Raw genomic sequence first — 22551 nt, 5'->3', positions numbered from 1 at the left:
TCACTCCGTCTCGGTCGCCTGCTCGGGTGCGAAATCGCCCGAGTAGATGGTCTGGTCGAGCTGCACCTCGACGGTGTAGGTGTAGAGGCCCTCCTCCTCGGCGAGCGTCTGCACGCTCACCTCGAGGATCGCGTCGACGCCGCGGAGCGCCCGCGTCGCCTCGACCAGGCTGATGGGCTCGTCGCTGACGACGGTGACCGAGCCGGCCGCGCCGACGGTCTCCTCCGGTGCGGTGTCTCCGGGCACCTGGCCTGCGGCCAGCGCGTAGCCGGTGACCGTGACGCCGGAGGGCAGCGCGTCGGCGATCGTTCCCACGGCCTTCCGCCAGGCGATGTCGCCGGCCATGGCCTGCGTCACGAGCCCCGACAGTTCGGTCCGCTGCGCCACGGCCTGGCTCACCGGCGCGAGCTCGGCGATCTCCGCGATGACGCGCTCGGTGTCGGAATTCGCGGCGACGAGCCGGAGGGCCGCTTGCACGTTCAGTGCGAACGCGCCGCCGATGAGCAGGAGCGCGACCACGAGCGAGCCGAGTCCGATGGTGACCCACGACCGCCCGATGCGCCGGACCTCACGGCGACGCGTCTCGGACAGCGGCAGCAGGTTGGCGCGGGGGAGGGACCCCGGCTTGAAGGCGGGGGTGCGCACGAGCGTGCTCATTTGGTTCCTCCGAGGAGCAGGGCGACGGTGGGCGCGATGCGCTCGTCGACGGCGGGGTGCAGCCCGTTCTTCACCCGGACCAGGTCGGCCCCGGTGATCCGGCGGACCTCGGTGCCGGCGACCTGCGCGAGGGCGGCCTGCAGGCGCGGGTGGTCGGTGTGCAGGCCCGTGATGAAGGTCGCGGCGACGGGCGCGGCATCCGTTCGATCCCGGTAGAACGAGACCGTTCCGCGCAGGCGGGTGACGAGATCGATCAGGACGTCCTGCAGGTCGGCCGACATCGCGTCGGCGGCCGGCGCCTCGGGCACGCCCGCCGGCGGCGTCGCGACGGCGGTACGGGCACGCCGCAGGTCGCCGCGCGAACGGATGGCGCCGTCGGCGGCCTCCTCGACCCCGCCCGCGCGGAACCCGGTGAGGGTTTCGAGCTCGGTCGGGGCGGCCTCGACCTCGGCGACGCGGGCTTCGCCGCGCGGCACGTCGATCGGGATCGCGCGGGCGAACTGCGGCACGCCGTCGGTCGCGATCACGACCTGGGTCGTGTGCTCGCCGATGCCGATGAGCATGCCGGTGACGCCCTTCGGGGCGAGCCCCGCGAGGGCACGGCAGTAGCCGAAGGCGAGCAGATCGATCGAGTCGGCGGTGAGCCCCGCCTCGGCCAGGACCGAGACGAGGTCCTCCATCTGCTCCGAGACGGCGGCCACCATGAGGCCGTGCATGCCCTCGTCGTCGACGTGCGTCGGGATGAAGTCGAGCACCGCCTGGTCGACGGGGACGGGCAGCCGGTCCTGCACGTCGAAGGGCAGCGCCTGGCGCACGAGAGCCGTCTCGCGCAGCGTCGAGCTGTGCTCGCGGACGAGCACGCGGCGGCCGCCGACTCCCAGGACCACGTTGCGGCCTTTGATCCCGGCATCCGTCCACAGTCGGCGGAGCGCACCCACGACGACGTCGCGGTCGACGATCTCGGAGTCCCTCGCCGCGCCCGGGGGCAGCATCACCTCGCCGGCGGCGAGCAGGGTGGGGGAGCGCCCGTCGGTCACCTCGACGGCGCGGACGCTGTCTTCGGTGATCTCGAGCGCCACACGTGTCTTGGCCATCAGAGGACCTCCTTGCCTGGGCGACGGGTCATGACATCAGCCGACCGTCGAGAAGTGTGAGGTAGCCGCCGGCGATCGCGTCGCCGGCGACGATGCCGACCCACGCTCCGAGGATGATCCACGGGCCGAACGGGATGGCGGTGCGGCGACCCGCCCGCCGAGAGAACAGGAGAGCGACGCCGTACACGCCGCCGAGCACGAACGCGGCGAACGCGCCGACCACGAGCGGGCCCCACCCGAGCCAGCCGAGCAGAAGTCCCGCATAGGCGGCCAGTCGCACGTCGCCGCCGCCCATGCCGTCGGGGCGGACGAGGCGCAGGAGGCCGTAGAAGAGGTACAGCGCGACGAATCCGATGCCCGCGCGCACGAGCGCCCAGGCGTCGGCGCCGAGCAGGGCGGCGCCGACGAGCAGAGCGATGGTGACGAGGATGCCGGGTGTCGTGATCGCGTGCGGCAGGCGGCGGGTGTCGAGGTCGATCAGCGTCAGGACGATGCCCGCCGCCGCGAACCACAGGAACGCCGCGAGGACGAGCGCCTGCGCGAGCGTGGGTCCCGCGAGGCCGTCGGCGGCGGTGATGGCGGCGAACGCGGCGCCGACGGAGTCGAGCGAGGGTGCGGCGGGGAGCGGGATGCCGGAGCCCGGTCGCCCCGTCGCGAGCAGCCAGATGAGCGCCACGGCCGCGAAGGAGGCACCCGTCGCGAGTTCGACGAGCGGGTAGCGCGCGCCGATCGCGGAGCGGCACGATCCGCACCGGCCGCGCAGGAGCAGCCACGACAGCACGGGCACGTTCTCGTACCAGCGGACCGGTTGGTCGCACGACGGGCAGCGGCTCTCGCGGAGAAGCGAGATGCCGGCGGGCACCCGGTAGGCGACGACGTTGAGGTACGAGCCGATGATGAGGCCTAACCCGCCGGCGATCACGCCGACGAGCGTGACGATGGTCGCCGGGCCGAGGAGGGCGGTCATCCGGCGCCGTCCGTCCGGGAGAGCAGCCCGCCCAGGCTCACCGTGGTCGTGCCGCCGCCGGGTGTCGAGCCGGGGCCCGACGATCCGCCGCCCTGGCCGGGGAGCAGCAGGGGGCGACCGTAGAAGTCCATCAGGCCACCGTGGTTCAGCCCGCCGCCGTAGAAGGTGCCGTGCCATTCGCCGCCGCCGGTGATGCTGATGCGGCACGGCGTGTAGATCATCGCCGAGATGCCCTCGCCCATGACGGTCGTGTTGATGTTGACGGTGCCTGCGGGGCTCACGCAGCTCGGCGTGCCGTCGGCGATGCGGTCCTCGACGATCCACCAGACCTTCGGGGTCTTGCCGGTGGCGGCCTTCATCGTGAGCGCCGTGATGTCGTAGTCGTTGGCGAGGAAGGCGATGTCGGTCTGCAGCGTCACGACGGGCTTCGAGCCGTTGTTGGAGCTGAGGGTTCCGCAGGGGCGCGCGTCGACGACGGTCGGCGTCGTGAGCGCCGACAGCTCGCGCCAGCCCGCCGCGTTGCCCGTCGACGGGTTGTTGTCCCTGAACCGGTTGCAGGTCCACGGCCCGTCGCCCGAGGTCGCGAGGGTCTTCACAGTGAAGCCCGGCCAGTCGGATGCGGAGTAGCTGTAGTCGAACCAGCTCTGGAAGGTCGGCGCGGTGGGCGGGACGGTGGAGGTCGGCCACTGCAGGCCGCCGGCGGTGCCCTTCGCGACGCGCGCGTGGGCGGAGGTCGGGTATTTCACCTGCAAGTGGCCGTCGAGCTTGATGGTCGACGCGCGCGGCAGGGTCAGCTTGCCCGCGATCGACACGCTGGTCATGTCGACGTTGCCGCCGGCGAACACGTTGCCGGGGTAGGTGAAGCCGCTCCACCCGAAGTCGATGGGGCCACCGACGTGGATGTCGCCGCCGATCATGCCCGAGATGCCCGCCGTGGCCGTGCTCGACGCGTAGAGGTTCCCCTTGATGGTGTCGCTCGCGTTGGACATCGAGATGGAGCCGCCCGTGGCCACGGTGCCGTCGATCGTGCACTGGCCGTTCGTCTTCACGTTGCCGCCGGCGAGGATGTTCGCCGGCACGTGGTTCTGGCAGACGAAGGTGCCGCGGGGCATCATGATCGTCAGCAGGCGGTCGTCGAGCTCGTGCGAGCGGACCTCGCTCGTGAAGGTCGCGTCGCCGAAGAAGACCATGTCGGCGCCGAGCCCGGGCGCGACGGTCGTCGTCTTCTTCAGTTCGTAGCTGGCGCTCGTCACGGTCCTGCTGCCGTCGGACCCGGTGCCCGTCGAGACGAAGGTGACGACGTCGCCCGCGCACGAGGCGGTGACGGCGTAGGTCGGCGCCGAGGTGGATGCCGGTTTCACGGCGCACGGGTCGGCGCCGGTCGCGGTCGACGAGGCCACGGCCGCAGCGAGGCCGGCATCCGAGGCCGCCTGCGAGTCGAGGCTGCCGCGCACCCCCGCGGTGGTCTGCGCCGTGGCGACGACGGCGCCGGCCAGGGTCACCGCGAGGAGCCCCAGCACCATCACGATCACGAGTACCGACACGAGCGTCGAGCCCTCATCCCCCGAGCGGCGTCTACGTGCATTCACCAGCATTTCTTCCCCGATCCCCCAGCGGTCTTGCCCAGCGGCACGGCGGATCCCGAGATCGACGCGGCGGGCGCGGATGATGCGGCGGCGTCGAGCCGCGGCACGGCGATGTTCCAGGTCAGCGGTGCGTCCGCCGAGGCGAGCGCGACGAAGGGTCGCGCGGTTCCGGTCGCGGTCACGACCTGGCGCACCCGCGGCGCGAGCACGCCCCACGACGCCCCCGGCGCGGGTGCGCTGCCGGTCGCGAAGGCGGTGTAGGTGCGGACGCGGACCTCGCGGATGCCGGTGGCCGCCCCGGCGGGCGTCGTGAACGCCCATGCCGAGCAGCGGTCGTCGGGCAGCGCGGCGCGGACGACGGTCGTGCCGCCGCTCGTCTCGACGCGCACGGCGGAGGCGGAGCGGACCGTCGTCGACAGCGAGGTCGAGATCGCCTGCAGCTGGCCGGTGGCGAGGTCGCGCTCGCGGGTGACGGAGTCCGCGCGGAGCGCGCCGACGAAGACGGCGCCGAGGATGCCGAGGAACAGTGCCCCGACGAACATGTAGACGAGCAGCTCGACGAGCGTGAGCCCGGCGTCGTCGCCGTGCCGGTCGTCCGTGGGCTGGTCGTCGGAAGAGGCGGGGGTCACGGGCCGGTCACCACGATCTGCGTCGAGAGCGTGGCCGTCGGCGTGCCCGTCGCGGCCGGGGAGGAGTAGACCTTCGCGCGGATGGTCGCGACGCTGACGCTCGCGGCGGGGCACGTGCTGTCCGCGGTGAGGCGAGCCGTCTGACCCGAGCCCGCGGGATCGGTGACGATGCCCGCGCTGCCGCGCGCGGCGAGGAAGTTCCTGACCTCGGCGCAGGTCTGCAGGTCGGTGTCGCGGAACTCGGCGCGCACCTCGGCGAGAAGGCCCGAGGCGAACGCGCTCGCACTCGCGGCGTCGCGGTTCGTCGAGCTCAGGGCCTGCGCCTGGATGGCGAGGGGGAGGATGGCGACCGCGAGCAGCGCGAAGAGGAACATCGCGATGACGACCTCGACGAGGCTCACACCGTCGTCGTCGCCGATCGGCTCATGCGCGCGGGACATCGGGTCGTCCTTCGGTCGCGGGGTGGTGGCTGGAACGGGGATGCCGGGCCGGCGAGCAGCGCGCTCAGCCGACCCGGCGAGGTGGTGCGGGTGCTTAGCCAGCAGCGGGAGCTGCAGTGCAGCCAGGACCGGACGTCGCCTTGGTGTCGCCCTTGACTGCCTCGACGCAGTAGTTGCCGATATCGAGGGCGCCCGAAGCCGGCGTCTTCAGCGTGACCGAGACTCCGTCCTGGTTGAGGTTGCCGAAGCTGATAGCGCTCGCCTGGACAGGCGTGGTCGACTTCGCGATCTGGGCAGCGACCTGGGTGGCGCCGTTGGCGGCGACCGTCTTGACGGCGCTGGTCTCAGCCTGCGCCTGCAGACCGGTGAACACCGGAACGGCGATCGCGGCGAGGATGCCGAGGATCACGACGACGACGATGAGCTCGATGAGCGAGAAGCCGGACTCGCCGGTCTCCTCCTTGCGACGGTTGCAGGCGGCCATGTAGTTCTTCAGCGATGCACGCATGTGCAGATCTCCTTGCTGGTCCAATGAGTTGGGACGCGAGGCGACGCGGACAGCAGGGCACGCCGATGCGGCGCTCACCCGGAGACTCCCCAGTCGACCACCCCAGTGCGGTCACGGGCTCCCCAGGGCAGGGCCCCCGCGCATCCCACTATGCCCAGGCGAAGGGGCGAAAAGGGGTGTCGGGCGCTCAGTCGTTGCTCAGCCTTTCCTCAGTCCCCGGCGTGGGGCCCGGAACGGCCCTCGGCGAGTCGATCCGTCCCCCTAAGCTCGGGTCTCGGTGCGGGGGAGGGACCCCGAATCGCCGACGGGGGACCGCGAGCTGGGGCTCGCATCCGATCGCTCACGCGTCCATCGCGTGATCCGATCAGCCGCGTCCGGTCGCACCGACCGAGGGAGAGAGCGCGCGTGGCGGAACACGTCATCCTGTTCGCCGGGCCGATGGGCGCCGGTAAGACGACGGCCATCCGCAGCCTGAGCGAGATCGACGTCGTCTCGACCGAGGCCGCCAACACCGACCGTGCCCAGGCCGACAAGGACACCACGACGGTCGCCCTGGACTACGGCGAGCTCACGCTCGGACCCGACGAGAAGGTGCGGCTCTACGGCGCCCCCGGTCAGAAGCGGTTCGACTTCATGTGGACGGTGCTCGCCGAGCGGGCCAAGGGCCTGCTGCTGCTCGTCAACAACGACCTGCCCGACCCCATCGCCAAGGCCATCGAATACCTCGGCGAGTTCGAGGCGCTCGTCGCCGGCGGCGCCGTCGTCATCGGGGTCACCCGCAGCGACGTCGCGCCCACGCCCGACCTCGGCGCCTACGCCGACGCGCTGGCGCAGTGGCATCCCGATCGCACCATCCCGGTCTTCACGGCCGACCCGCGCAGCACCGACCACATGCGCACCCTGCTGCTGACCCTCGTCGCGAGCGTCGAAGCAGCCGAGATCATCGCGTCCGCCACGAGCGACGCCTCCGAGACCGCCGCCTGAGACGCGAGGACGCCCCCCATGAGCACCGCCCTGCACCAGGACGCCGACATCATCGCACTTGCGACAGACGTCCTCGGCGCCTTCGCCGCCCACAGCACCTCCCTCACCTACGCGAGCGTGCTCACCGACGACGGCTTCGAGGTCGCCTCGCAGCACGGCGCCGTCGCGCAGAACGGCGGGCGATTCGCCAGCATCGCGAGCTCGCTGCAGGCCCTCGGCGAGGCGGCCGTGCGTGAGCTCCGCCTCGGCGGCGCCTCGTCCGTGCTCGTCTTCAGCGACGCCGGCCACGTCGTGCAGGTGCGCGTCGAGGGCACGACCCTCGTGCTCGCCGCGCTCTTCGGCTCGGGCGAGACCCTCGGCCACGCCCTCGCCCTCGCCCGGCGCGCGGCATCCGATCTCGGCCGCAGCCTGCCCCGTCTCGGGTGAAGCCGCCGCTCCGGCTCACCCCGCGCCGCACGGCGGGCGCCACCCGGCGGGAACGCCGACAGACCACCCGAACGCCATCTGACAAAGGACACGACATGGCAAACATCCACGACTCCCTCGCGAAGCTCATGACCATCGACGGCGCCATCGGCGTCGCACTGGTCGACTCCGGCTCGGGCATGGCCCTCGGCACCCTCGGCACCGGCCTCGACCTCGAGCTCGCCGCCGCCGGCAACACCGAGGTCGTCCGCGCCAAGCTCAAGACGATCTCCGCCCTCGGCCTCAACGAGACGATCGACGACATCCTCATCACGCTGTCGTCGCAGTACCACATCATCCGTCCGCTGGCTGTGGCGCCGGAGGTCTTCATCTACATCGCCCTCGACAAGGCGCGCGGGAACCTCGCCCTCGCCCGTCTGTCGACCCGCGAGGTCGAGAAGCAGCTCGAGCTGTGATCGACCGCGGCGGCGGATCCTGCACCGGGTCCGCCGCCGCATCGCCTGACCCGTCGCACCGGCCCATACGAGGAGACGAGATGACCACTGACGCGCAGACCGCGGCCGAATGGCGCCCAGACCCACTGGGGATCGCCGCCTACCGCTGGTGGGACGGCTCCGGCTGGACCGGCTACACCTCCGACACGGATGCCGGGACTCCGACGGCCGTCGACCCCGCCGCACGTGCGGGCGTGCAGCGCGAGGTGCACGTCTCGGCACCGGCCGCGGCGTCCGTGGTCGAGCAGCCCGCCGCCGCCGCGCCCTACCCCGCGGAGCCCGCGACGCCCACGATCGGCGGGCCGACCCGCGGGCCGTGGCCGGCATCCCTCCCCGACTCACCCGTCCGACGCGCGACGACCCTCGAAGAGGCCGCCGCCGGGCTCGGCGCCATGCCCGAGGGCGTCGCCGACGACATCGACTGGTCGCGCCTGGCCCTGCGCCTGAAGACCGCGATCGAAGCCGGCGAGAACGACCTCATCGAGGTGCGCGCGGGAGACCTGCCGCCCCTCGTGCTCGACGTCGCGCAGCACGCGTACTGGTGGGACCACCCGCTCGCCGACGTGCCGGGCCGCGTCACCTCGATGACGATCCTCGACGTCGACCGCGAGGCGCACCTGGCCGCCGAGCCCGGGCGCGACCTCGACCCGCTGCTGTGGGCCGTCGCTCACGCGTCGTTCGAGGCATCCGCTGCACCCTGGATGCGGGCGGGCGACCGCTACCGCCTGCACCGCTGGCCGAACCTGACCACGCTGCCGCATCAGCCGCATCACCTGCGCGCGATCTCGCTGCTCGGTCAGGCGGCGCTCACCGAGGACGAGTTCTCGCGCGTCGCCGATCTCGATGCCCGCGAGGCGCGGCGCCTGCTGACGACCTTCAGCCTCATGGGGCTGCTGCGCGTGAGCGCGGCCGAGGGGCGTTCGGTCTTCGTCGCGAAGCCGAAGCCCGCCGGTGGCGGACTGCTCGGACGACTCGCCAAGTTCTTCGGCGGGCGCTGAGCCCGACGCTCAGTCGACGCCGGGAACGTCCCAGACCACGGGCGTGACGGTGCCGTCGCGCCAGTCGCGGCGCAGGACGCTGTAGGCGACGGATGCCAGGAGTCGCCCGTCGTCCGCGGGCCAGCCCTCGCGGTAGTAGGCCTCCTGCACCCAGCCGCAGCGGACGAACACCCGCCGCATCGCGATGTTGTCCTCCCGGGTCTGCCCTTCGAATCGGTTGACCTCGGGCATCGTCGTGAAGACGTGGTCGGTCGCCGCCCGCAGGACGTCCGCCGCGAGCCCGCGGCCGCGGTGGGCGGCGCCGAGCCGCAGATCGAACAGCGGGGCGTCGTCGCTGAGGTCTTCGAGCCGGAAGAAGCCGATACGGCCGTGCTCGTCGGAGTCGATCCAGAACGACGCGTGATCCTCGTCGGCGTACGCGCCGTCGTCGATCGCCTCGGCGATCTGCTCCGCCGTGGGATCGGTCCGCACGTGGAACGGGAACGACTGCGACGTCATGAACGAAATCAGCGCCTCGCGGTCGGCGCCGGTGGGATCGAGCGGGGTCAGGCGGATCGGCATCCGTCCACGCTAACCGTGGGCGAACGGCGCCCGAGCCTGCAAACTTGATATGAGTCGGCTCAAGTTGGTTTGACGCTCGCGAGGTGTCGGAGTAGCCTTGAGTCATCGCGGCTCAGGTTGTGGCCAGGACCGCGGAAAGACTTCAGATCTACGCAAACGCCACACGAAGGAGAATCACATGGCACGTGCAGTGGGAATCGACCTCGGAACGACCAACTCGGTCGTCGCCGTCCTCGAAGGTGGCGAGCCGAAGGTCATCGCCAACGCCGAGGGTCTTCGCACGACCCCCTCGGTCGTCGCGTTCACGAAGGACGGCGAGGTGCTCGTCGGCGAGACCGCCAAGCGCCAGGCCGTCACCAACGTCGACCGCACCCTGACCTCCGTCAAGCGCCACATGGGCACCAACTGGAAGACCCAGGCGATCGACGGCAAGAACTACACGCCGCAGGAGATCTCGGCCCGCATCCTCCAGAAGCTCAAGCGCGACGCCGAGCAGTACTTGGGCGACACGGTGACGGATGCCGTCATCACCGTCCCCGCCTACTTCAACGACGCCGAGCGTCAGGCCACGAAGGAGGCCGGTGAGATCGCGGGCCTCAACGTGCTCCGCATCATCAACGAGCCCACCGCGGCCGCCCTCGCCTACGGCCTCGACAAGGGCAAGGAGGACGAGCTCATCCTCGTCTTCGACCTCGGTGGTGGAACCTTCGACGTCTCCCTCCTCGAGGTGGGCAAGGACGACGACTTCTCGACCATCCAGGTGCGTTCGACCGCCGGTGACAACCGCCTCGGCGGCGACGACTGGGACCAGCGCATCGTCGAGTACCTGATCAAGCAGTTCAAGGACACGAGCGGCGTCGACGTCTCGAGCGACAAGATCGCTCTGCAGCGTCTGAAGGAAGCAGCCGAGCAGGCCAAGAAGGAGCTCTCGAGCTCGCAGTCGGCCTCGATCAACCTGCCCTACCTCTCGCTGACCGAGTCCGGCCCCGTCTCGCTGTCCGAGACGCTGAGCCGTGCGAAGTTCGAGGACCTGACCAAGGACCTGCTCGACCGCACCAAGAAGCCCTTCGAGGACGTCATCCGCGAAGCCGGCATCAAGGTCGCCGACATCGACCACGTCGTGCTCGTCGGCGGATCGACGCGTATGCCCGCCGTGAGCGAGCTCGTGAAGAAGGAAGCCGGCAAGGAGCCCAACAAGGGCGTCAACCCGGACGAGGTCGTCGCCGTCGGCGCCGCCCTGCAGGCCGGTGTCCTCAAGGGTGAGCGCAAGGACGTGCTGCTCATCGATGTCACCCCCCTGAGCCTCGGCATCGAGACCAAGGGCGGCATCATGACCAAGCTCATCGAGCGCAACACGGCCATCCCGACCAAGCGCAGCGAGACCTTCACGACCGCCGACGACAACCAGCCGTCGGTCGCCATCCAGGTCTTCCAGGGCGAGCGCGACTTCACCCGCGACAACAAGCCGCTCGGCACGTTCGAGCTCACCGGCATCGCGCCGGCACCCCGCGGCATCCCGCAGATCGAGGTCACGTTCGACATCGACGCGAACGGCATCGTCCACGTGTCGGCGAAGGACAAGGGCACCGGCAAGGAGCAGTCGATGACGATCACCGGCGGCTCGTCGCTGCCGAAGGACGACATCGAGCGCATGGTGCGCGAGGCCGAGGAGCACGCCGCCGAGGACAAGAAGCGCCGCGAGGCCGCCGAGGTCCGCAACCAGGCCGAGACGCTCTCGTACTCGATCGAGAAGCTCCTCACCGAGAACGCCGACAAGCTGCCCGAGGACGTGAAGACCGAGGTCCAGGCCGACGTCGACGCGCTCAAGACGGCGCTCGCGGGCGACAACGACGACACCGTCAAGGACGCCTACGACAAGCTCAACGCGTCGCAGACCAAGATCGGCGAGGCGATCTACGCCGCGAGCCAGGCCGACGCCGCGCAGGCACCGACCGACGCTCCGGCCGGCGAGCAGGCGGCATCCTCCGATGAGGACGTCGTGGACGCCGAGGTCGTCGACGACGAGGACGAGAAGAAGTAAGCATGGCGGACAAGGACTTCGAGAAGCCGGACGAGGGCGACGACGTCGCCGCGACCCCGGCCGAGGAGTCGGCCCGGCCCGCCGAGGATGCCGACACGGAGCCCGAAGCGCTCACGGTCGACGACATCCTCGGCGCGGCCCAGTCCGACGAGGCCGCCGTCGCGGACGCGCCGGAGGAGGAGCACGACCTGCTCCTCGACCTCAAGCGCGTGCAGGCGGAGTACGCCAATTACCGTCGCCGCACCGAGGAGCAGCGCGAGGTGGAGCTCGCGCGCGCCAAGGGCGCCGTCGCCAAGGGGATGCTCCCCGTGCTCGACGACCTCGACCGTGCCGAGAAGCACGGCGACCTCGCCGAGGGCAGCGCGCTGGCCGCGATCGCCGAGAAGATGCGGGCCGTCGTGGCCCGCCTGGGAGTGGAGCGCTACGGCGCTGCGGGCGACGCGTTCGACCCGCAGCAGCACGAGGCGATCTTCCAGGCGCCCACACCCGGCACGACCGAGCCGACGATCCTCGAGGTCGTCGAGGTCGGTTACCGCCTCGGTGACCTCGAGCTGCGTCCGGCGAAGGTCGTGGTCGCCGTTCCGGCCGAGTAAGGGGGCGCGCTGATGGCCAGTCAGGATTGGTTCGACAAGGACTTCTACAAGGTGCTCGGGGTGTCGAAGGACGTCTCCGACGCCGACCTGAAGAAGACGTACCGCAAGCTGGCGCGCACCTATCACCCCGACTCGAACGCGGGGGACCCCGCCGCCGAGGCGAAGTTCAAAGAGGTCAGCGAGGCGTACTCGGTGCTCTCCGACAAGGAGCAGCGCGCCGAGTACGACCAGCTGCGCGCCATGGGGTCGGGAAGCGCTCGCTTCCAGCCCGGGGCGAGCGGCGGGTTCGAGGACGTGTTCAGCCGGTTCCAGCCGGGTGGTGCGGGCGGCCAGCAGGCCGACTTCGACGACCTCTTCGCGATGTTCGGGCAGCAGAGCGGCGGACGCTTCGGCTCCGGTCGCTTCGGGCAGTCCAGCGGCGGCTTCCGCGGCTTCGGCGGTCCGCAGCGCGGGGCCGACGTCACCGCCCGCACGACGCTCGACTTCACGACGGCTGTGAAGGGCGACACCATCACGCTCCAGGGCGACGACGGCAAGCCCATCAAGGTGAAGATCCCCGCGGGTGTTTCAGACGGGCAGAAGATCAAGCTCCGCGGTCGCGGTCGTCCCTCGCCGGACGGCGGGGAGGCGGGCGACATCGTCCTCACGGTCGGCGTGCGCCCGCATCCCGTCTTCACGCGGGAGGGGCTGAACCTCCGCATCCATGTTCCCGTCACGTTCACCGAGGCGGCGCTGGGTGCGACCATCGAGGTCCCGACGCTCGGCGGCGACAGCGTCAAGCTGCGCGTCGCGCCGGGGACGCCGTCGGGGCGCGTGCTGCGCGTGAAGGGCCGCGGGGTGCAGACGGCGAAGGGCACCGGCGACCTGCTCGCCGAGGTCCAGGTCGCCGTCCCCACGCACCTCGATGCGGCCGCGCGCGAAGCGCTGGAGCGCTTCCACGAGCTGGAACCCAAGGAGAACCCCCGCGCCGACCTGATGGCCAAGGCGCGCGAGTGAGGTGAGACGCATGGCGAACGAGCAGGTCGACGAAGACGCCCCGATCCTGGCGATCGCGGTGGCCGCTGAGCTCGCCGGCATGCACCCGCAGACGCTGCGTCAATACGACCGGCTGGGACTCGTGGTACCGGCGCGCACCCGTGGTGGGTCGCGCCGGTACTCCCTCAGGCACGTTGCGCAGCTGCGCGAGGTGGCGCAGATGTCGGCCGACGGCGTGAGCCTGCCGGCCATCTCGCGCATCATCGACCTCGAGAACCAGGTGCGGATGCTGCGCCGCGAGGTCTCGGGACTGCAGGGTCGCCTGCGCGACGAGGTCGCCGCCCGACGCGGTGCTCGCGTGTTCGCCGCCGGCGCGACCGGCTCGGTCGTCACGCTCCGCCAGGGCACCCGCGTCCGCCGCGCGACCGACGTGGTCCTCTACCGCCCGCATCCGTCCCCCTCCGACGACTGACGCTTTTCGCGACGCCGAGCCGACGCCGACTGCGCTGAAGGCCGCCCGGTGACGACCGTTCGCGTCGGCTGGAGGTTCCTCCCGAGGGTGCGCGCGCGGCGAGTTGTGCACGAGGGGCGGATGCCGGGGGCGTGAGGCGCGTCGAGGAGGCGAGTGTCGGGGGGATGAGACCTTCGACACCGCTGCCACCGCAGCTTCCGCCTGTGTTCGTTATCGCCGACGCGAGGGGCGCAGGTGTCACCGTCGGTCGCCTGCGGGGGCGCGATCTGTCGCGTCCCTTCCGGGGCGTCCGCTCCCGGTCGGAGGCGACGGATGCCGTGGCCCGGGCCTGCGCCTACGCGCCGAAGCTGGGTCCCGGCGAGCACTTCTCACATGCCACCGCGCTCGCGCTCGTCGGGGCATGGATCCCGGATCGCTTTCGCGAGAGCGTCGACGTCTCCGCCGCGCGCCCCCTCGGCCGCGCCCGCGGCGCGGGGGTGCGGGGCCACGAGTCGAGCGCGGCCGTCGATCACCGGGTCGCCGGCCTGCCGTGCGTGCCACCCAGCGAGGCGTGGTGCCAGGCGGCATCCCTTCTCGGCGATCGTGAGCTCGTCGTCGCGGCCGATTCGCTGATGCGTCGACAGCAGCCTGTCGCCACCTCCGAGGAGCTGCAGGCAGCAGTCGTGGCCTGCGCCGGAATGCGTCACGTCAGACGGCTGCGACGAGCGCTCGAACGGGCGCGTGCGCGGACGGATTCCGTCGCCGAGACACTGCTGCGCCTCGATGCCGCGGACGCCGGGCTCCCCGAGTTCACCGTCAACGAGGTCATCATGGATGCACGCGGCCGGTTCCTGGCCTACGGCGACCTGGTCCACGCGGCGACGCAGGTCCTGCTCGAGTACGACGGGGAGCAGCACCGCCTCGACGACCGTCAGTACGCGCGCGACGTCGAACGGCTCGACGCACTCGCCGCCGCCGGATGGCGCGTGATCCGGGTGAACCGTTCGCATCGCGGCGCCGCCCGCCGCGGCATCCTGTTGCGCACCCGGGCCGCACTGATCGAGCGCGGCTGGCGCCCGTGAGCCTCGACCCGACGCGAACGGCTGTCATCCCGCGAGCGTGAGTGCCTATCGCGTCGGCTCGGCGACGGGACGGGCGACGGCGACGGGACAGCGAGCGGATGCCGGGGGTCAGGCGGGGTCGATGCGGAGGGTGCCGGGGCCTTCGCCGACGGTCAGGTCGGTCACGAGGCGGAGCGATCGGGCGAGCGCGTCGACGGCCGGGATGACGGTGCCGAACCGCTCGCGGTCGGAGATGACGGCGGTGAGGGTCACGAGGTGGGTGCCGGTGTCCCAGGTGTACGAGGCGAACGGCGTCTGACGCGGGTTCGGCGGCAGGGGCATCTCGAGCTTCTCGCCCACGCCCAGGGGGGAACCGGTGAACGAGACGGTGTCGTCGTACTCGATCGGCATGCTCGCGCGCATGGTCCGCAGCTGCGGCGTGAGCTCCTGGACCTGGGCCATCGCGACGAGGAGCTCGGGGTCGTCCTTCCAGACCCACGCCAGCAGGCGTCCGTCGGCGCGGCGCATCAGCGCGGGGATCGCCTGGCTCATCGCCCACGCGGCGACCTTGCTGCCGGGCTGCTCGCGACCGAAGGCGGCGTTCGCCTGGGCGAGCAGCATCCCGATCGCCTTCTTGCGGGCGCGGCGTCCGCGGAACCCGAACGAGCCGGTGATCGGAACCCACTGCGCGGGGTCGGCCTGGGCGGAGATGCGGGTCATGCCGACAAGCGTAGGGGGGGCCGCCTTCGACGGTCCTGAGCCCGGGGCGCGCCGACCTCCCAGCGGGCCCGAAACGGCTCGCGGGCTAGAATCGAGCCCCGGCGCCCCGCACATCCCTGCGCCCCACCGGCGAGAGCCCCCTCGCCTCCGACGCACAGATTGGCCCGTACCCCGTGACCATGACGCCCCCGGACAGCCCCGCTCCCGAGCGCCGCCCCCTCACCATCATGATCGCGGCCGACACGTTCGCGCCCGACGTCAACGGAGGAGCGCGCTTCACCGAGCGCCTCGCCGCCGGCCTCGCCGAGCGCGGCCACCACGTGCACGTCGTGACACCCAGCGTCGGCCACCGCAACCACGGCGTGTTCACCGAGGACATCGAGGGGCAGCCGCTCACCGTCCACCGCCTGCCGGGATGGCGGTGGCACCCGCACGACTGGCTGCGCTTCGTCCTGCCGTGGATGGGCAAGCACTACTCGCGCCGGCTCCTCGACGAGATCGACGTCGACGTCGTCCACAGTCAGTCGCACATCGTGATCGGGCGCGCGCTCACCCGTATCGCGAACCAGCGCGGCATCCCGGTCGTGGCGACGAACCACATCATGGCCGACAACATCCTCGACTTCACGTTGCTGCCGAAGTTCCTGTACGACATCTTCCTCAAGCTCGCGTGGGACGACGCGGCGCGTACGTTCGCAATGTCGCGTGCGGTGACGACGCCCACCCGCAAGGCGGCGGAGTTCCTCGAGAACACGATCGACATCCATGGGGTCGTCCCGATCAGCTGCGGCATCCGCAAGAGCAACTACACGCCGAACCTCGAGCCGCGCGAGAACCGGCGCCGGGTGCTGTTCGTCGGACGACTCACGACCGAGAAGCACGTCGAGGTCACGCTCGAGGCGATCGCGAAGCTGACCGACCTGAACCTCGAGTTCGAGATCGTCGGCGGCGGGGACCAGCGCAAGAATCTCGAGCAGGCCACGCAGCGCCTCGGCCTCACCGACCGGGTCACGTTCCGCGGTCGGGTGTCGGAGGAGGAGCTCCGCGCGGCCTACACCCGCGCCGACGTCTTCGTCATCGCGTCGGTCGCCGAGCTGCAGTCGATCGCGACGATGGAGGCCATGGCCTCGGGTCTGCCGGTCATCGCCGCGAACGCCGTCGCGCTGCCGCACCTCGTGCACGACGGCGAGAACGGTTACCTGTTCGAGCCGGGCAACGCGGACGAGCTCGCCGAGAAGATCCGCACCGTGCTCACCGCCGACCAGGCCGAGTACTCGCGGATGCAGCAGGCCTCGCTCGACGGTGTGGAGATCCACGACATCGAGCGGACCCTCGACACGTTCGAGAAGCTGTACCGCGGCGAACCGCTCGACGGCTGACATGCGGCTGTTCTTCGACGCGCGCTACATCCGCACGGACTTCCACGACGGCATCAGTCGCTACTCGGCCGAGCTCGCGCAGGCGGTGTCGGATGCCGCGTCCGCCCACCGGACCGAGGTCACCTACCTGATCCACGACGAGCGGCAGCGGGCCTTTCTCCCGGCCGATGCGATCACCCTGAAGACTCACGCACCCACGTCGGTGAAGGAGCCGTTCTCGTCGCTACTGCTGAACCGGCACCGACCCGACGTGCTGTTCTCGCCGATGCAGACGATCGGCTCGGCGGGACGTCGGTTCCGCCTCATCCTGACGCTGCACGACACGATCTACTACCGGCACCGGACGCCGCCGCGCGCACTGCCCTGGTACGTGCGTCTCGGATGGCGGCTGTTCCACCTGTCGTACTGGCCGCAGCGGTGGACGCTGAACGCGGCCGACCTCGTCGCGACGGTCAGCGAGACGAGCGCTCGGCAGTTCGCGCGCGTGCGCCTGACGAAACGCCCGGTCGTCGTCATCCCCAACGCGCCCCAGCGCCTCGCCGAGCTGCTGCCCGAAGGCACCGCGATCGGCGCGGGTCCGGTGCGGAACCTCGTCTACATGGGCTCGTTCATGCCGTACAAGAACGTCGAGACGCTCGTCACCGCGATGCGGCAGCTGCCCGACCACACCCTGCACCTGCTGTCGCGCATCTCGCCCGAGCGGCGCGCCGACCTGACGTCCCTGGCAGCGGGGGCGTCGGTCGTCTTCCACGACGGGGTGACGGATGCCGCGTACGCGGCGCTCCTGGCCGATGACGCCGCTCTCGTGACGACGAGTCTCGATGAGGGCTACGGCCTGCCGGTCGCGGAGGCTCTCGAACTCGGGGTGCCCGCCGTCGTGACCGACATGGAGATCTTCCGCGAGGTCGCCGGCGACGGCGCGCTGTACGTCGACCCGCTCGATCCGACGGCTGTGGCCGACGCGGTGAGTTCGCTCGACGAACCGGGAATGCGGGAGGCTCTGGTCGAGGCAGGGACCGCCCACATCCGCTCGTTCGACTGGGCCCGGTCGGCACAGATCCTGCTGGCGGCGGCGATGGACCTCACGCGGCGCTGAGCCGGGTCAGACGCCGCCGGCTCCGCCCGCGTTGTTGCGGTTGTCGACGTAGGTCGCGGTGTTCGCCGACGGTTAGAAGAATCGGCCGCCGATCGTCGAGGACGCGAGGCTGAGGCCGATGCCGACAAGGGTCGATCCGGCGATGCCGATCGCGATGCCGCCCAGGAGTCGAGCCCCGGCATCCCGCCGCGCCGCGATGATGCCCATGACCAGGGCGGCGACCGAGACGGCTGACATGAACAGGGAGAAGACGGCGTTTACCAGTCCGATCGCGGCGGGGTCGTAGATCGCGCGGTACAGCTGGATCTGGATACCCGGCCACACGCCCTGCAGGAGGACCGGCACCGCGGCGACGATCAGTGCGACGAGGGCCAGGTTCCTGGCGGACGGGGCGGCGGTCGAAGGCCGGTAGGGGTAGGGCTGCGGCGTGTACGGCGGAACGGGCTCGGTCATGGGGGTCCTCTCGCGCGGCCCCGATTCTAGGGCGGCGCGCCGACGAGGGGGAAGGGGCGTCAGGGGCACCGGGGGCGGTCGGTGCGGCAGGGTTCATGGCGGTATCCGTCGACGACGACGAGGCGGAGCGCGCCGATCACGGCGCCGGCGGTGACGACGAGCAGAAGCAGGATGAGGAGGAGTGCGGCAGTCATGGCAGGAACGCTATGCTTGGCCTCATCCTGCCACGAGTGGCCGCATCGTCACCGTTCGTAGGAATCCTGCCAGCGTGTGTTCCGCGCTGGTTCACGTCTCCCGGAGGTCGCCATGATCCGCACCGTCGCCTGCGTCGTGCAGCCCGGCTTCGCCCCGTTCGAGTTCGGGCTCGCCTGTGAGGCGTTCGGGCTGGATCGCAGCGACGACGGCATCCCGAACTTCGACTTCCGCATCGTGGCGCCCGACCCCGGTGCGGTTCCGAGCAACCTGGCGTTCTCGATCAACGTCGCGGAGGGTCTGGCATTCGCCGACGAGGCGGATGTCGTCGTCATCACGCCGATTCCGCGCGAGGCGTGGGCGAACGTCGACCCGCGCGTGATCGACGTCATCCGCCGGGCGGTCGAGCGGGGGGCCTGGGTGCTGACGGTGTGCAGCGGGGCGTTCGCGGTCGCGGCATCCGGAGTCCTATCCGGTCGACGCGCGACGACGCACTGGCGGTACGCCGAGACGATGGCGAGCATGTACCCCGACATCGAGGTCGACCCGAACGTGCTGTACGTGCAGTCCGATCGGATCATCACGAGCGCGGGAACGGCGGCGGGACTCGACGCGTGCCTCCACCTGCTGCGGATCGAGCTGGGTGCCGAGGCGGCTAACACGATCGCGCGCCGGATGGTCGTGCCGCCGCAGCGGGACGGCGGGCAGGCGCAATTCATCGCGGCACCGCTGCCCGTGTCGACGTCGCTGTCGCTCACGCCCGTGACGGACTGGATGCTCGAGAACCTGCGGCGGGACCTGTCCGTTGATCAACTGGCGGCGAAGGCGCACATGTCGCCGCGGACGTTCGCGCGGCGGTTCAAGGCTGACTACGGCACGACTCCGGGTGCGTGGCTCGGCCGGCAGAGGATCCTGCACGCGCAGCGTCTGCTCGAGCAGACCGACCTCGGTCTCGACGCGATCGCGTACGAGTGCGGGTTCGGTTCGGCGGCGGTGCTGCGGCAGAACTTCTCGCGGGTGCTGGGAACGACCCCGACGGCGTATCGGTCCCGCTTCGCCTGCGCCGCCGATATGGCGTCGTGATAAAGTTGAGCCAGACAGACTCAAGTTTCGCTCGATTCTTCAGGAGCAGATGATGAACGCACAACCGGCCCCCGGCCAGGGGGAGCAGGGCAGCGCCCTCGAGCAGTTCGGCATCAACCTCACCGACCGTGCGCGGCAGGGCAAGCTCGACCCCGTCATCGGTCGCGACGGTGAGATCCGCCGTGTCAGTCAGGTGCTCACGCGGCGCACGAAGAACAATCCGGTTCTCATCGGTGAGCCCGGCGTCGGCAAGACCGCGGTGGTCGAAGGGCTCGCGCAGCGCATCGTCGCGGGCGATGTCGCCGAGTCATTGAAGGGCAAGGAGCTCATCGCGCTCGACATCTCCGCGCTCGTGGCCGGCGCGATGTACCGCGGGCAGTTCGAGGAGCGGCTGAAGAGCGTCCTCAAGGAGATCACCGAGTCCGAGGGTCGCGTGATCACCTTCATCGACGAGCTGCACACCCTCATGGGTGCCGGCGGCGGCGAGGGCTCGGTCGCGGCATCCAACATGCTGAAGCCCATGCTCGCGCGCGGCGAGCTGCGCCTGATCGGTGCGACGACGCTCGACGAGTACCGCGAGTTCATCGAGAAGGATGCCGCTCTGGAGCGGCGCTTCCAGCAGGTGTATGTCGGCGAGCCGAGCGTCGAGGACACGATCGCGATCCTGCGCGGCCTGAAGGGTCGGTACGAAGCGCACCACGGGGTGACGATCAACGACGGTGCTCTCGTTGCCGCCGCCGCGATGGGCGACCGTTACATCCCCGGTCGGCAACTGCCCGACAAGGCCATCGACCTCATCGACGAGGCGATGAGCCGACTGAAGATGGAGATCGACTCCAGTCCCGTCGAGATCGACGAACTGCGGCGCCAGGTCGAGCGCATGCGACTCGAGGACTTCGCGCTGAAGAAGGAGAAGGACGATGCGTCCAAGGAGCGTCGCGCGAAGCTGCGGGACCAGATGGATGCCGCTCAGGCCGAGCTCGCCCTGCTCGAGGCGCGCTGGGAGCGGGAGCGGGCGGGGCTGAATCGCGTCGGCGACCTGAAGAAGCAGTACGACGATGCGATCACCGAGCGTGATCGTGCGCTGCGCGAGGCCGACTACGCCCGCGCCTCCAAACTCGAATACGAGACCATCAAGCGTTTGCAGGAAGAGATCGCGGACGCCGAGCGGGCAGAAGCGAATCCCGCTGAGGAGCGCATGGTCAACGAGCAGGTGACCGACGAGGACATCGCCGCGGTGATCGCGGCGTGGACCGGCATCCCGGTCGGTCGTCTGCTGCAGAGCGAGAGCGCCCGACTCGTGCACCTCGAGTCGGAGCTCGGGAAGCGGTTGATCGGGCAGAAGCCCGCCGTGAAGACGGTGGCGGATGCGGTGCGCCGGTCGCGCGCGGGGATCAGCGACCCGAACCGGCCGACCGGGTCGTTCCTGTTCCTGGGCCCGACGGGTGTCGGCAAGACCGAGCTCGCGAAGGCGCTCGCGGAGTTCTTGTTCGACGACGAGCGCGCGATGGTGCGCATCGACATGAGCGAGTACGGCGAGAAGCACGCCGTCGCGCGGCTCGTGGGTGCTCCTCCGGGGTACGTGGGCTACGAGCAGGGCGGTCAGCTGACCGAGGCCGTGCGGCGTCGGCCGTACTCGGTGGTGCTGCTGGACGAGGTCGAGAAGGCGCACCCCGAGGTGTTCGACGTGCTGCTGCAGGTGCTCGACGACGGCCGGTTGACCGACGGTCAGGGACGGACGGTCGATTTCACGAACACGATCCTGATCCTGACGAGCAACATCGGTTCGCCGGTGCTCATCGATCCGACGCTGACGGATGAGCGCAAACGCGAGCAGGTCATGGCGATGGTGCGGCAGGCGTTCCGGCCGGAGTTCCTGAACCGTCTCGACGACGTCGTGATGTTCACGCCACTGACCGAGTCGGACCTCGCGCAGATCGTGGAGTTGGCGGTCGATGCGCTGCAGCGCCGGTTGCGCGACCGCCGCCTGACGCTCGCAGTGACGCCGGATGCACGCGCGTGGCTCGCCGAGCGCGGCTACGATCCGCTGTTCGGGGCGCGGCCGCTTCGTCGGCTGATTCAGTCCGAGATCCAGGACCGGCTGGCGATGGCACTGCTGTCCGGCGGCGTGCACGACGGCGACGTGGTGCGGGTGGATGTCGCGGTCGACGGTTCGCAGCTGGTGCTGACGAGCAGCGGTCCGACGCCACCGGAGGAATCGAGCGACGACGTCATCGAGGCGGAGCTGCTCGACTGACCCGGGCGATCCAGCGGGCCCAGGGCGCGCTGCGGCGCGCAGGCTCGGCAGCCTGTGGGGCGGGCGTCACCTCCTGTTCCAGGGCGGCGAAGGATCTGGACGTATGCCAGCTCATGACCGCCGAATAGGGCCAGATCCTCGCCGCGGCTCGGGGGCTCACCATGACGGCACTCGCCGTCGCGAGGACGACGAACGGGATGCCGATCAGGAGCGGTCCCTCGACGGTGAACACCAGGCCGACGATCGCTGAGAGTAGGACGCCTGCACCAGCCACGCTGTATCCGAATGCCTTCGTGGGCCGGGGGGCGGTGCGATCTTGCAGGGATATCCAGCCGATTCGGGTGAGCGCGAGACTCAGGCACAGTGCGGAGATCGACCAGAAGAAAGCTCCACCTCCCCGCCAAGAGACGGTGAGCAAGCCGCACCAGGCGATCCACGCACCGGGCAGAACCAGCCACGACGAGAGAAGCGCGAGGACGTAGCGTCCGCGCGTCGGTGCCGCGGACCTCAGGCGACGTGGCAAGAGGAGCGCCTTGTCGTACTCCCGTTCTCTGCGGACGAGATGGTCTTGTCGCGATTCGACCTCGAAGACACCCAACCCCGCCGTCACGACCGCCCCGGAGAGGACCCAGAAGGCGAGAAGAGCGGATGTGTCGCCAGGGCGGGCAACGGCCACGGGGATGACGAACCCTCCCATGAGGGCGAGGAGCGCGATGGGTGCCGTGGTCACGGGGCGAAGGATCCGCTTGGCCCCGTGCGTCAGCCCCGACCAATCACCGGAGAAGCGGGTGACGGCGCCGATCGCGACGACGAGCGTCGCAGTCACGCCGAGTGTCTCGAAACCGACGTCGAGAGCGGGTGTGGCCCAGTGCCCCACTCCTCTCAGGCCTTCTACGAAGGAGCCAA

The 22551-nt window shown here is 70.5% G+C and carries 25 protein-coding genes; 13 read left to right on the top strand and 12 right to left on the bottom strand.

The window, feature by feature from the left end; translation table 11 throughout:
* The 7 genes from ABCU91_RS01660 to ABCU91_RS01630 all read right to left on the bottom strand — a co-directional run bounded on the left by ABCU91_RS01660 (position 1) and on the right by ABCU91_RS01630 (position 5881).
* Complete coding sequence (locus ABCU91_RS01660) at positions 1-657, bottom strand: hypothetical protein (protein ID WP_413354531.1); 657 nt, start codon at positions 655-657, stop codon at positions 1-3.
* Positions 654-1751, bottom strand: coding sequence for a type IV pilus biogenesis protein PilM (pilM, locus tag ABCU91_RS01655; RefSeq protein WP_413354530.1), 1098 nt, complete (start codon positions 1749-1751; stop codon positions 654-656). The genes ABCU91_RS01660 and pilM overlap by 4 nt, the downstream gene beginning before the upstream one ends.
* Before the next feature lie 28 nt (positions 1752-1779).
* The gene (locus tag ABCU91_RS01650; RefSeq protein ID WP_413354529.1) at positions 1780-2718 is read right to left on the bottom strand and encodes a prepilin peptidase; all 939 of its coding nucleotides are present in this window, start codon (positions 2716-2718) and stop codon (positions 1780-1782) included.
* Positions 2715-4307, bottom strand: a complete 1593-nt coding sequence (locus ABCU91_RS01645; protein WP_413354528.1) for a type IV pilus modification PilV family protein — start codon at positions 4305-4307, stop codon at positions 2715-2717. Before ABCU91_RS01645 ends, ABCU91_RS01650 begins: the two co-directional genes overlap by 4 nt.
* Entirely contained in the window at positions 4304-4933 is a 630-nt protein-coding gene (locus tag ABCU91_RS01640) for a type II secretion system protein J (RefSeq protein WP_413354527.1), read from the bottom strand. Before ABCU91_RS01640 ends, ABCU91_RS01645 begins: the two co-directional genes overlap by 4 nt.
* Complete coding sequence (locus tag ABCU91_RS01635; RefSeq protein WP_413354526.1) at positions 4930-5373, bottom strand: type IV pilus modification PilV family protein; 444 nt, start codon at positions 5371-5373, stop codon at positions 4930-4932. The genes ABCU91_RS01640 and ABCU91_RS01635 overlap by 4 nt, the downstream gene beginning before the upstream one ends.
* 94 nt (positions 5374-5467) lie before the next feature.
* Complete coding sequence (locus ABCU91_RS01630) at positions 5468-5881, bottom strand: type II secretion system protein (RefSeq protein ID WP_413354525.1); 414 nt, start codon at positions 5879-5881, stop codon at positions 5468-5470.
* Between the two features lie 405 nt (positions 5882-6286).
* Here ABCU91_RS01630 and ABCU91_RS01625 point away from each other — a divergent pair, with 405 nt between their 5' ends.
* From ABCU91_RS01625 to ABCU91_RS01610, 4 genes are all read left to right on the top strand, one after another.
* The gene (locus ABCU91_RS01625; RefSeq protein WP_307463324.1) at positions 6287-6865 is read left to right on the top strand and encodes a GTP-binding protein; all 579 of its coding nucleotides are present in this window, start codon (positions 6287-6289) and stop codon (positions 6863-6865) included.
* 18 nt (positions 6866-6883) lie between these two features.
* Entirely contained in the window at positions 6884-7291 is a 408-nt protein-coding gene (locus ABCU91_RS01620) for a roadblock/LC7 domain-containing protein (RefSeq protein WP_413354524.1), read from the top strand.
* 95 nt (positions 7292-7386) lie between these two features.
* Positions 7387-7746 carry a hypothetical protein gene (locus tag ABCU91_RS01615; RefSeq protein ID WP_406923232.1) on the top strand — a complete coding sequence of 120 codons (360 nt, stop codon included), beginning with the start codon at positions 7387-7389 and terminating at the stop codon, positions 7744-7746.
* A gap of 80 nt (positions 7747-7826) precedes the next feature.
* Positions 7827-8783: a DUF2510 domain-containing protein gene (locus ABCU91_RS01610; RefSeq protein ID WP_413354522.1), complete on the top strand. Its 957-nt coding sequence runs from the start codon at positions 7827-7829 to the stop codon at positions 8781-8783.
* A gap of 9 nt (positions 8784-8792) precedes the next feature.
* Here ABCU91_RS01610 and ABCU91_RS01605 read toward each other — a convergent pair whose 3' ends face one another.
* On the bottom strand, positions 8793-9344 hold the full coding sequence (locus ABCU91_RS01605; RefSeq protein ID WP_413354521.1) for a GNAT family N-acetyltransferase: 552 nt from the start codon (positions 9342-9344) through the stop codon (positions 8793-8795).
* Between the two features lie 178 nt (positions 9345-9522).
* Between ABCU91_RS01605 and dnaK the strand changes: the two genes are divergently transcribed.
* The 5 genes from dnaK to ABCU91_RS01580 all read left to right on the top strand — a co-directional run bounded on the left by dnaK (position 9523) and on the right by ABCU91_RS01580 (position 14486).
* On the top strand, positions 9523-11385 hold the full coding sequence (dnaK, locus tag ABCU91_RS01600; protein WP_413354520.1) for a molecular chaperone DnaK: 1863 nt from the start codon (positions 9523-9525) through the stop codon (positions 11383-11385).
* Between the two features lie 2 nt (positions 11386-11387).
* On the top strand, positions 11388-11978 hold the full coding sequence (locus tag ABCU91_RS01595) for a nucleotide exchange factor GrpE (protein ID WP_091357337.1): 591 nt from the start codon (positions 11388-11390) through the stop codon (positions 11976-11978).
* 12 nt (positions 11979-11990) lie between these two features.
* Positions 11991-12974 carry a DnaJ C-terminal domain-containing protein gene (locus tag ABCU91_RS01590; RefSeq protein WP_091357334.1) on the top strand — a complete coding sequence of 328 codons (984 nt, stop codon included), beginning with the start codon at positions 11991-11993 and terminating at the stop codon, positions 12972-12974.
* A gap of 10 nt (positions 12975-12984) precedes the next feature.
* Positions 12985-13425: a heat shock protein transcriptional repressor HspR gene (locus ABCU91_RS01585; RefSeq protein WP_413354519.1), complete on the top strand. Its 441-nt coding sequence runs from the start codon at positions 12985-12987 to the stop codon at positions 13423-13425.
* A 203-nt stretch (positions 13426-13628) separates the two neighbouring features.
* The gene (locus ABCU91_RS01580) at positions 13629-14486 is read left to right on the top strand and encodes a DUF559 domain-containing protein (protein ID WP_413354518.1); all 858 of its coding nucleotides are present in this window, start codon (positions 13629-13631) and stop codon (positions 14484-14486) included.
* A 108-nt stretch (positions 14487-14594) separates the two neighbouring features.
* On the opposite strand, the gene ABCU91_RS01575 is transcribed toward ABCU91_RS01580, so the two are convergent.
* A complete protein-coding gene (locus ABCU91_RS01575; protein WP_091357325.1) occupies positions 14595-15185 on the bottom strand; it encodes a hypothetical protein in 591 nt (196 codons plus the stop codon).
* Between the two features lie 179 nt (positions 15186-15364).
* Here ABCU91_RS01575 and ABCU91_RS01570 point away from each other — a divergent pair, with 179 nt between their 5' ends.
* Together ABCU91_RS01570 and ABCU91_RS01565 are read left to right on the top strand one after the other, a co-directional pair.
* Positions 15365-16564, top strand: coding sequence for a glycosyltransferase (locus ABCU91_RS01570; protein ID WP_413354517.1), 1200 nt, complete (start codon positions 15365-15367; stop codon positions 16562-16564).
* A gap of 1 nt (position 16565) precedes the next feature.
* A complete protein-coding gene (locus ABCU91_RS01565) occupies positions 16566-17660 on the top strand; it encodes a glycosyltransferase family 4 protein (protein ID WP_413354516.1) in 1095 nt (364 codons plus the stop codon).
* Between the two features lie 72 nt (positions 17661-17732).
* Here ABCU91_RS01565 and ABCU91_RS01560 read toward each other — a convergent pair whose 3' ends face one another.
* Both ABCU91_RS01560 and ABCU91_RS01555 read right to left on the bottom strand, forming a co-directional pair.
* A complete protein-coding gene (locus ABCU91_RS01560; protein WP_406923242.1) occupies positions 17733-18113 on the bottom strand; it encodes a hypothetical protein in 381 nt (126 codons plus the stop codon).
* 59 nt (positions 18114-18172) lie between these two features.
* The gene (locus ABCU91_RS01555; RefSeq protein ID WP_406923243.1) at positions 18173-18307 is read right to left on the bottom strand and encodes a hypothetical protein; all 135 of its coding nucleotides are present in this window, start codon (positions 18305-18307) and stop codon (positions 18173-18175) included.
* 112 nt (positions 18308-18419) lie between these two features.
* On the opposite strand from ABCU91_RS01555, the gene ABCU91_RS01550 reads away from it, so the two are divergent.
* Together ABCU91_RS01550 and ABCU91_RS01545 are read left to right on the top strand one after the other, a co-directional pair.
* Positions 18420-19388 carry a GlxA family transcriptional regulator gene (locus ABCU91_RS01550; protein ID WP_413354515.1) on the top strand — a complete coding sequence of 323 codons (969 nt, stop codon included), beginning with the start codon at positions 18420-18422 and terminating at the stop codon, positions 19386-19388.
* A gap of 52 nt (positions 19389-19440) precedes the next feature.
* The gene (locus ABCU91_RS01545; protein ID WP_413354514.1) at positions 19441-21645 is read left to right on the top strand and encodes an ATP-dependent Clp protease ATP-binding subunit; all 2205 of its coding nucleotides are present in this window, start codon (positions 19441-19443) and stop codon (positions 21643-21645) included.
* On the opposite strand, the gene ABCU91_RS01540 is transcribed toward ABCU91_RS01545, so the two are convergent.
* Entirely contained in the window at positions 21620-22471 is an 852-nt protein-coding gene (locus ABCU91_RS01540; RefSeq protein WP_413354513.1) for a hypothetical protein, read from the bottom strand. The two genes, ABCU91_RS01545 and ABCU91_RS01540, sit on opposite strands and share 26 nt — an antisense overlap.
* Positions 22472-22551 lie beyond the last annotated feature (80 nt).

Source organism: Microbacterium phoenicis, assembly GCF_047302325.1.
In the GTDB taxonomy this organism is placed as follows: Bacteria; Actinomycetota; Actinomycetes; order Actinomycetales; family Microbacteriaceae; genus Microbacterium.
This window is presented reverse-complemented; position numbering and strand designations above follow the sequence as displayed.

Excerpts from the sequence above, each read along its gene's own strand:
- pilM (WP_413354530.1), bottom strand. The coding sequence starts at position 1,751 with ATGGCCAAGACACGTGTGGCGCTCGAGATCACCGAAGACAGCGTCCGC.
- dnaK (WP_413354520.1), top strand. The coding sequence starts at position 9,523 with ATGGCACGTGCAGTGGGAATCGACCTCGGAACGACCAACTCGGTCGTC.
- ABCU91_RS01570 (WP_413354517.1), top strand. The coding sequence starts at position 15,365 with ATGACGCCCCCGGACAGCCCCGCTCCCGAGCGCCGCCCCCTCACCATC.
- ABCU91_RS01635 (WP_413354526.1), bottom strand. The coding sequence starts at position 5,373 with ATGTCCCGCGCGCATGAGCCGATCGGCGACGACGACGGTGTGAGCCTC.
- ABCU91_RS01550 (WP_413354515.1), top strand. The coding sequence starts at position 18,420 with ATGATCCGCACCGTCGCCTGCGTCGTGCAGCCCGGCTTCGCCCCGTTC.
- ABCU91_RS01650 (WP_413354529.1), bottom strand. The coding sequence starts at position 2,718 with ATGACCGCCCTCCTCGGCCCGGCGACCATCGTCACGCTCGTCGGCGTG.
- ABCU91_RS01660 (WP_413354531.1), bottom strand. The coding sequence starts at position 657 with ATGAGCACGCTCGTGCGCACCCCCGCCTTCAAGCCGGGGTCCCTCCCC.
- ABCU91_RS01615 (WP_406923232.1), top strand. The coding sequence starts at position 7,387 with ATGGCAAACATCCACGACTCCCTCGCGAAGCTCATGACCATCGACGGC.
- ABCU91_RS01630 (WP_413354525.1), bottom strand. The coding sequence starts at position 5,881 with ATGCGTGCATCGCTGAAGAACTACATGGCCGCCTGCAACCGTCGCAAG.
- ABCU91_RS01560 (WP_406923242.1), bottom strand. The coding sequence starts at position 18,113 with ATGACCGAGCCCGTTCCGCCGTACACGCCGCAGCCCTACCCCTACCGG.
- ABCU91_RS01555 (WP_406923243.1), bottom strand. The coding sequence starts at position 18,307 with ATGACTGCCGCACTCCTCCTCATCCTGCTTCTGCTCGTCGTCACCGCC.
- ABCU91_RS01610 (WP_413354522.1), top strand. The coding sequence starts at position 7,827 with ATGACCACTGACGCGCAGACCGCGGCCGAATGGCGCCCAGACCCACTG.
- ABCU91_RS01590 (WP_091357334.1), top strand. The coding sequence starts at position 11,991 with ATGGCCAGTCAGGATTGGTTCGACAAGGACTTCTACAAGGTGCTCGGG.
- ABCU91_RS01565 (WP_413354516.1), top strand. The coding sequence starts at position 16,566 with ATGCGGCTGTTCTTCGACGCGCGCTACATCCGCACGGACTTCCACGAC.
- ABCU91_RS01585 (WP_413354519.1), top strand. The coding sequence starts at position 12,985 with ATGGCGAACGAGCAGGTCGACGAAGACGCCCCGATCCTGGCGATCGCG.
- ABCU91_RS01605 (WP_413354521.1), bottom strand. The coding sequence starts at position 9,344 with ATGCCGATCCGCCTGACCCCGCTCGATCCCACCGGCGCCGACCGCGAG.
- ABCU91_RS01575 (WP_091357325.1), bottom strand. The coding sequence starts at position 15,185 with ATGACCCGCATCTCCGCCCAGGCCGACCCCGCGCAGTGGGTTCCGATC.
- ABCU91_RS01620 (WP_413354524.1), top strand. The coding sequence starts at position 6,884 with ATGAGCACCGCCCTGCACCAGGACGCCGACATCATCGCACTTGCGACA.
- ABCU91_RS01595 (WP_091357337.1), top strand. The coding sequence starts at position 11,388 with ATGGCGGACAAGGACTTCGAGAAGCCGGACGAGGGCGACGACGTCGCC.
- ABCU91_RS01545 (WP_413354514.1), top strand. The coding sequence starts at position 19,441 with ATGAACGCACAACCGGCCCCCGGCCAGGGGGAGCAGGGCAGCGCCCTC.